We start from the raw sequence: 8,600 nt of genomic DNA, 5'->3' as shown, positions 1-8,600 counted from the left end.
TTGTTGGAGTGCTTGATCCGGTTAAGGCGCTCCTCCTCGACCGCCGCTATCACTCGCCCGTCGCGAACGGGAACCGCAGCCCCATCGTGCATAAAGGTGCTCGGTAGATCGGACGAATTTTCGTAATCTTTGCTTAGACCGCCACTGAGCCCTAGACACAGCATGTTGCTCTCCAGTTCGTTTCGGAAGGTAGGTCGCTCTGGCCTGGCCACCGGCCTTCGTAGTTTCATAGGGTGGCGCTTGACAGTGCAGCTAGAGCTCACGGGGTCGAAGCCGATACCATTAGTGACCGGCGCGGCGACATTGCCGACAACCGATCCTGCGCAACCTTCTTGATCATTGTTGCGACGCCGCACAGAAACCCGGGCCGAAGCGCTTGCAGCAGAACTGCCTAACCTATCCACATCACTCAATCCTTCATATTTCGGCCCGACAGCCGCAAGAAAACATCACGAGGTTTGGTGGCCCTGCAAAAGGCGCAGACCAAGTCCTCGCGGCTGCGAGCGCGCCTGCTCTGGCTTCTAGTGATTGTGGGAGATGCACTCACAGGTTAGTCGACCAGGGAACAGTGCTTCTTGTGAGAGCCCTATCAGCACTGAAACGGGAGAAGCAACGGTGAAGATTCTGCCCGATCACGACCAGCGTAAGATAACAATCGAGGCCAGGCAACTGACAGAGGGCTCCAGGTCGAATTTCCAGCATCGTCTCCGCACCTGAGGACCCATTTTTTTAGAACTCCACATAATCTACACAGCGCTCTTCAGCGTTTTCTAAGGGCAATCGTTTTGAGCAGTAAAATCGTTTTTGTGGATGGAATGCGTGCAAAAAGGAATGGGTGGATTCATAGCAAGGCGAGCGGCACTTTCAAACAGCGGCCGTGATGATCAACGTTTACGGCAAATCCGCCTCCGACGTCGGTGCCGACGACCGACCTCCGAAATCCTCGTGTATCGTCGTACCCGCAACACTCCTTCTCTACTCTGGTTTTCAGCCGATAAACCTAGCCGCAGCTTCGCCAGTCGGCACGTCGATAAGCGTGATCGGGCTTGCTGCAAGGAAACGGCGTTGGTTGTTGGTCGGCGCTGCCGCATCCAGCACCGCAAAACGTGGTGCGTTGGATCGCGTCATGATCCGTCGGGCGTAGGTGCGCAGCATCTGGTCGTTGAAGCGGCAGCCGATGAAGAAGAGCCTCTGTTGGTGCGCCGCTCCTTCACCGCTTCGCTGACCCACCTGAGCGGCGGAACTCCTTCCGTCGCTGATGAGGCCGTTGATGGCCTGCTCGCCCGGCCTTCCGGTGGGTCGGCCGGCATCGAGACAGGCGATTATTACGCGGCGGGCGCGGCGCGCGAGGTTTCGATGCGCTTCAGTCCATCGGTGATGGCCGCGAGCCCTTCCCGCAGCGTCTGCCCTATAGTGCCCGGACCGATGTCGATTGGAGGATTGTCAAGCATGGCTACAATGTCGCTGCCGTTGAGATAATCGAGCTTCTTCTGGACTGTGGTTCGGACACGCTCGGTCGCGCTCGACAGTGCCTCACCGTTGCGTTCGGTGATGGCGGAGAGCTGATCTGAAAGCTCTCCTCCGAACTGCAGGAAGATGTCGTCGACATACCTCCACGTTCCGCCGCGGGCTTCCACATCGACCATCTGGTTGATCTTGCTCTTTACCTCATCCCGCAGCGTCAAGGCAGTGTCGAGATGAGCCTGCCATATAGCTATGATACTTTCGACCGAGTTCTCGATGGATTTGGTCCTTTCGGGCTGGTCTGCGATGCCAAGAAGGACCAGAAGTTGATCATCGTTACCGAGCCGCGGGACCACCGCTGCGATCAGACGCTCCACAACCGCGCGCCTACGGGCTGCATCGCCTAGTTCCTTCGGCCATTGCGACGACACTATCTTCGCAATCCTCTCAGAATTCGCGTTCTCTAGCGGATAAGAAAGCTGTCGCTCCTGAGCCTTTGCCTTGATCAGACGGAACAAGGACTCTACTACCTCGTCTTGATCGAGAGCGCCCGTTGGAACTCTGTTCAGATCGATCCCATTCACCACGACCTCTTCGCGGCGGTCGCCGTTTGTCTCGCCCTGCCCCGCCCCATCGGGCATGTCATCCACATATTGAAGATTTCGCAGATTCTCAGGATAGGCCAGCATCAACAGAAGTCGGCCGGCGAAGTTGTGCAGCGTTGCCTCCTGCTCTTCCGGAGGCGTCGCAGCCAGCACACGTTGCAGCCAATCCGCGATCTTCGTGGTCAGATGGGACAACTCTGCGGTCTGTCCCGCGCCAATTTGCGCGCTGAGACTTACTGCGTGATTGGAAATGGTCGCGGCCGCGGCGGCAATGCCCTCCTTCACTTCCGGGAGAAGCTGCTCCAGGAGCTCAGCCCCGCCTTCACGCTTGCTTCTCTCTTCAGTTTCTTCAACACTCCCTGCAGAGTTCCCTTCCGCGCTATCGAGCGCCGTCATCGGCCGATTGAATTCTTCAGAGTCGTCGGGTGGAAGAAATTGGGAGTTCTCCTCGGCGTTCATCTCAAACTGCTGAATGTCTTCTTCAGTTAAGATTCCTGCTTCCTGCATGTCAGGCAACCTCATGCGGAAGTTCACGAAATACTTCTTCATCACCTTTTGGACCTGCGGGAACCCGGCCTTTCCACCATCAGCCAACTTGACGAGGATAACGCCGTTTTCGTTCATCCTGCCCGTGCCTCTCCGCAGAAGCGAAAAGTTCTCCTTACTACTATCCTCATCATCTTCAAAAGGCATGTTTTTCAAAGTTTGTGCCAATCCATTGAGCTTTTTCTTACTCACCAGGACAGCAGGCTTCCGCAGATCGCCAACCGTGCCGACCGCAAAGCAGAACTCCAAATCCGCTCTGTTCTTCGTCTGGTCGATCAACTGCAGAAATTTCTTCGCTCTTGTCCTATTGTGCTTCATTCCGGCCATTATATCTCTCCAGTTTCCTGTTCTAGATCAGTGTACGTCGGTTGATAGGGTGGGACAGGATCTGATCACCCAACTTCCCGAAGATCTGCCTGATGGAGGTGACCGCGCTCTCCAGCGGTCTAGTCGAGCGGGAAAGCGGCGCGCCGAGATCAAGCGACGATCGCCGCCAGTCGCAGCCGTGACCGCCTCCGATCCGGCCGGCAACCGACATGCCGACCTCTCCCGCCGCAGACCTGCGTGGGCGTCTCGTGACCCCATAGGGCTTTCCCAGCGCCAGTCGGATGCTATCCCGGCGTTCATAAGAAATCTGGACATCGGAATTCTGACAGCAGATTGCGGGACAACGGGCTCATCACGCTGTCAGGCTGGAGGTTAAAAACCGCCCAATGGCGACCGGACACCAGTCGTACCTGAATAAGGTCCCCTCCTCCCAATGGCTGCTTATCCGCCTCATTTAAGAGGCGAAACAGCGCCCAATGGCCGCTCCTGGAGAGGGTGGCGCCTTGAAAACCGATGAAAGCGACGGAAGCGCCGCCGACGCCGCCGGCCGTAGGCCAATGGAAATGCATGGCCGCGGCGGCCGTTCCTCGTCGATGTTCGAGGCGCTGGCCGTCGATGTCTACCACCACCTGGTCTGTCAACGGATCGGTCTCGGCGACGGTGAGCAGGAATCCAACTGACACCTGGCCGGCATCATCGAACATGGTGTCGCGGATCGTGGCTGCCCGTTGGAACTGGGCCAAGGTATTGCGGCCGATAGGGAAATCGACACCGCTCGTTGGCCGAAACTGCCACGAACCTTTGGATTTGTCGACGAATGGGGAAAGGTTCTCGGCGAAGAAAGTGTCGATCTCCGCCTTGCGGCCGAACAGCCGGGCGAAATCGCTCAAAGGGATATCCCGGCGGGATCCGCTCGCGAAGGGATACCGTCCTTCGGTAGCCCGTCGGCACAAATCGCCGGGGCCGCCCGCCCAACCGCTCGCCAACCCGCGCCTCATGCCGCTGACGGTTAGGTCCGAGCTGTGGCGGCTGAGGCCGAGGATCCATTGCCGGATGGGTTCGGGCAGATCGGCCGCCCCCGCCTCGATCTGTTGGATGGCGACGCCCGCCTGCCCGTTGTGTTCCAAGATGTTCGAACCCGCCAGCCCCTGCGCCTGGCTGAGGGAGCGATACAGTTCGCCGAGATCCCGGAGAGCACTGTCGATCGGCGCCTGCGCGCCCGCTTGGCTGTTCGACGGCACTTCGACCAGCTGGTGCAGCCACCGGAAATGATCGCCCATATAGAGCTGGACGTGAGCTTCAGGCGTGTCCGCGGCCGGTTGAGACCGGAACAGTGCCTCGAGCTCGCTTGGCAACACCTCGCCCTGGGGGACACTGTCACCTTTCGTCAAGCCGTCCTCGGGAGCCGGTGGTTGCTTGAGCTTTAGCTCCTGCGCCGCCGCGAAAAGGAACAGGCGCATTGGTGACGTCGGCGCGGACAGCGTGTTCAAGGTGCGCAGCGCGTCATCGATACCCCCAGACGGGCGGATGGACATATCGCCAATGAGCTGGTCCCAGCGCAACGCGAACTCCTGAGCGTAGAGATCCGCCGCCGAACGCCGCAGCTTCTGGCTCACATCACCGGCTGCAATCGGCGCGACTACCTGTGAGTCGAGAACCCAGCCTTCTGCAGCGACAGCGTCAGCCACTTGCGGCAGCAATCGCAGGAAGGTTCCGTAAAACCCCGCCCTCGTGTAGATGCCAGGAACCCCCTCGCTGAGCGGCTGTCCCGATTTGCGAGCCAGGACGCCCTGCGCCAGCGGCCCGGCATGGTCGGCCAGACGCCAGGTTGGCGCCCGCGAGGCTTCGGGACTGGTCGCGATGATGTCGAGGACGCGGCGCGCCATCGAGACGGTCTGGAGCTTCGCGCGGCTCCTCTCGATCAGTTCGCCATTAAGCTCACTATGGGGCAGCGGCCCTTCCATGAGTGCATCCAGGTGATCAGCGAGCGCGCTGCGCAGGCCGGCATCGGCTTCGGCCGGAAACATCACTCGCCAGTCGGCAGCCATCCAGTTTTTGACGACCGCGCGCTGGAGCGGACCCTGCTGACCCAGCATCAGGTAAACCTTTAACGCCTGGTAGACGAACTGATCATCGTCGTGCCGCTCGACCAATAAGGTTTCCAACCGGAACATCAGCCGCGGCAGCAGGATGGTGTTCACGGCGCGGCGGTACGCCGCGAGCGTCTGAACCTTGATTTTCTTACTCTGGTCGAGACCCGAACTTGATAGGCGGCCGCCCGCGCTGTCGCCGTTGGCATCACGCAGCCGCTGAAGCAGTGGCAGGATGGGTCGAAGATCGCCACTCTCAACCCGGTCGAGCTTCAGCTTTTCAGCCCCTCTGGCATAGCTGCCAGCCATTAGGCGAACGCTCTCGATCAGCTGAACATTCCGAATATAGCTGAACGTCCATAAGACGCTGGCGGTAACAATGACCGCCGCTATCGTCGTGTAGGCGCCATACCGGATCCGCCGCTGGCGCCGATCGAAGCGGTGATTGGCATCGACGAGCCCAGCTTCGGCGAAAACGACTTCGCGCAGCAGCCGGCTGATGAAATAATTACGGCCCGGGCCACGAAGCGCTGTACAGGGCGGCTGAGCGATCTCGAAGGTCTGAGATCTGGCGTTCGCAACTCGATCGAAGGGCATGCCAATTTGCGTGCCGCTTAAGAAGTAGACGCCGCGGAGCATAAGCGGTTCCTGGAACGAATTCCCGCCAAAGGCTTCCTTCAAGAACTGTTGCGTCAGGTGCTTGAGGCTAGCGACCTGCTGTGGGAAGCCGAACATGAGCGCACGACGCTGGAGGTTGCTTTCGTGCTGCATTCGTTCAAGCAGCCTTTCGTTTAGGCGGCCAACAAGCGCATCGTATGCTGCGGCAAACGCCATCGGATCGCCTTCGTCCTCCGACGCCTCTTGCGCAAAGGTGAACCCCCACACCGCCTCCCGCCCCTCGCGACCCAGATCGTCGAAGAATTCAACAAATCCCGCCAGCAGATCGCTCTTAGTGAAAAGCACATAAATCGGCAGTTGCAGGCGAAGCTCCCTGTACACTTCGAGGAGCCGCTCACGGATACAGCGCGCGCGATCGGCGAGCACTTCCTCGGATGTAGAATTCAGCTCGCTGATTGCGATCGTGACTAAGGCACCGTTCAGCGGCTGCCGTGGCCGGGAGCGTCTGAGCATACGAAGCAAGCCACGCCAAACCGCTTTGTCCCGGTCTGCATCACCCTCCTGTATCGTGTAGCGCCCAGCAGTGTCGACGAACACCGCGTCATCGGTGATCCACCAGTCGCAGTTTTCCGTACCCGCTAACCCACCGGCGGCTCTCAGACCGGACCTCGCCGCCATCGGAAAGCTGAGCCCGGAATTGACTATTGCTGTGGTCTTCCCCGAGTTGGGCGGACCGATCATCACATACCAGGGCCGCTGATAGAGCCACCGCCTGCTGATACCTCCTGCGTAGCGGCGCCCCTTGAGTGTGGTAAGGGTCTCGCGGAAACGATGACGAATCGCCTCCAGCTCTCTTTCAGCAAGCGTGCTGGCTTGCCCCACACTTCGGTCGGAAGGCCTTGGGTCTCCCTTCTTCTGCTCGGCCCCACCCGCGTCCAGCGCTCCCGACACTCGTGATTGGACGAGGTCTTCAAAATAGGCCTGAACCTTGTAAAGCTGGGACTGGATCAAGTAGATCACGGTGTATCCGACCGGAATCAGCATCGATGCCGCGATCTGGCTGCGAAGGCTGTCAAGCGGCGCAAATCCTCCGACCGAGATATGCGGTCCGAGCGTGAAGATTAAGGCACATACGATCGCCGCCCCGCCGACACGGAGCCATTGCCACCTAAGCGCTTTCTTGATTGACTGCATGGCTTGTCTTCATTGTGTCTTTGTGATGATGATTTGAATCCGACGGTTCCGCGCGCGGCCCTCGGGCGTGTGGTTCGAAGCGACCGGTTCTCCGCTCCCTCTGCCCTCTTCTCGCACGCGGCCTGGGTCATCCATCATGGATTTGATAATCTCGGCAGCTGCGCTCGCACGCGCGAGCGAAAGGGAATCGTTTGAAGGGAAGGCGAGTGATTGCACCGGAATGGCGTCGGTGTGCCCGGTCAGGAGGACCGATCCCGACTCACCGTTCAGAGAACGACCAATTCGTAAAAGAAGCGGCAGGAACATTTTCTTCACTTCCGGACTAGCAGAATCGAACATCCCGGAGGCGCGAATGATAACGACGATCTGCTGTGGGTCCTCGGACACAGTGACAAGCCCTTCGCGGATTTCGGGCTCGAGGAAGTTACGCAGTCGGTCGCTGCTCATAACAACCTTTGGTGGCAATGCGATTCTCGCCGATCTGACAACGCCGTTCGGCGGCAATGTCGCGATATCGTTGAAGACAGCGTCGGCGCGGGCATTTAATGCATGCAGGAGTCCGGTATAGATCGAGAGGAGTAATCCTGCCCCAAACGCTACGACGGCCCAGATTGGAACGATTGTGCGGCGTGGCTTCGGATTATTTGAGTTCCTCCGCCAGTGCGGGGATAGTTCGCGCTCGAAGTCACCACGGGCTGCTCGGATCAGGCGGTAGACGTCTTCGCACAGCACACTGAGCTCTGCGGCTCCTCCCGCAGTGACGCGGTAGCGGCCTTCGAAGCCCAACCTCATGCAGTAGTAGAGCAGCTCCAGCAGTTCTATATTGATGGCCGGTTCATTTTTCAATTGCGTCAGCAGATCGAAGAAGCGCTCGCCGCCCCAGGTATCGCTGAACAGCGATCCCACCAAGCTGCGCGTCGTCCAGACGCTGTTGCTGCCCCAGGCTGTGTTCAGAACGATGTCATCGATGGTCGCGCAGAGGGCGTATTTGCAGACCTTGATCGCTCGCGAGGGCAATCCGAGCGGCGTGATCCGACGCTCAAAAGCATCGATCTCCCGCAGCACCCTAAGGCGCAGTGCTTCAACGTCGATATGGCTAGCACTGCTCTTGAGCTGAGCGCTGAGACCCAGCAGCGCCGCCGCGGCCGCGACCAGTGGATTAAGTCGGTCGAGCGCAAGCATCTCCCAGGTAAGTTCGTCCGCCACTGGCGATGACGGCGAAGGGACAGCCAACTGCTCCTCGGCGTGAAGGAGGACGAGTGGCTGGGATTTTGGCATCGTTTCCTCAATCACCATCATCAACCCGCCCACTTCCCTTCGGAGCGGACGCTCTCATCGTGGGATCGGCGGGCGGGTCGACTACGCTCTCGCACTGGGCGCGCGAAGTCGGCGCCGAAGCTCCGGAGCAAATCGGTTTCGATGCTCGATACGACGTCATTGAAGACGCGCACGTACGCACTCCGGTTTCGCGCCTTATGGTTGCGGTGCAAAAGGGAACGGGGCCGCCCCATCGCCTTCTCGATCCCTGCTAGGGACAAGCGTGCACGGACGCTGGACAGAGCCTTCTGCACAGCCGCGAATGACACGTCATGCGTCCCACGGTCGGTGAAGGCTTGCTCAACGGCCGGGTCTCCGCGGAGGGACCCGCTGGAGTCATTGCACAGAACTGCGCGCAACGCCTCACCGACATCGGGAACGAGACTCAGGGTTTTTTCGTCGGAACTCTTATTTCTGAATAATTGTTCGCCAGCTCTCG

General features: G+C 59.4%; 4 protein-coding genes and 1 pseudogene. All 5 read right to left on the bottom strand.

Features of this window, described 5'->3' with window-relative positions; translation table 11 throughout:
• Positions 1-164 (bottom strand): carbamoyltransferase N-terminal domain-containing protein (locus tag CO671_RS34570; protein WP_141514505.1); only part of this gene is annotated, 164 nt, incomplete at its 3' end.
• An 823-nt stretch (positions 165-987) separates the two neighbouring features.
• Positions 988-1,182: pseudogene (locus tag CO671_RS31275) on the bottom strand (hypothetical protein); the annotation flags it as partial.
• A gap of 143 nt (positions 1,183-1,325) precedes the next feature.
• Complete coding sequence (locus CO671_RS31270; RefSeq protein ID WP_012489526.1) at positions 1,326-2,942, bottom strand: hypothetical protein; 1,617 nt, start codon at positions 2,940-2,942, stop codon at positions 1,326-1,328.
• Between the two features lie 296 nt (positions 2,943-3,238).
• Complete coding sequence (gene tssM / locus CO671_RS31260; RefSeq protein ID WP_029875555.1) at positions 3,239-6,844, bottom strand: type VI secretion system membrane subunit TssM; 3,606 nt, start codon at positions 6,842-6,844, stop codon at positions 3,239-3,241.
• Between the two features lie 9 nt (positions 6,845-6,853).
• Positions 6,854-8,143: a type IVB secretion system protein IcmH/DotU gene (gene icmH, locus CO671_RS31255; protein ID WP_012489524.1), complete on the bottom strand. Its 1,290-nt coding sequence runs from the start codon at positions 8,141-8,143 to the stop codon at positions 6,854-6,856.
• Positions 8,144-8,600 lie beyond the last annotated feature (457 nt).

This window comes from Rhizobium sp. M10 (assembly GCF_002531955.1).
Taxonomy (GTDB): Bacteria; Pseudomonadota; Alphaproteobacteria; order Rhizobiales; family Rhizobiaceae; genus Rhizobium; species Rhizobium etli_C.
The sequence above is the reverse complement of the archived record's forward strand: the minus strand, read 5'-3'. Positions and strand labels throughout refer to the sequence as shown.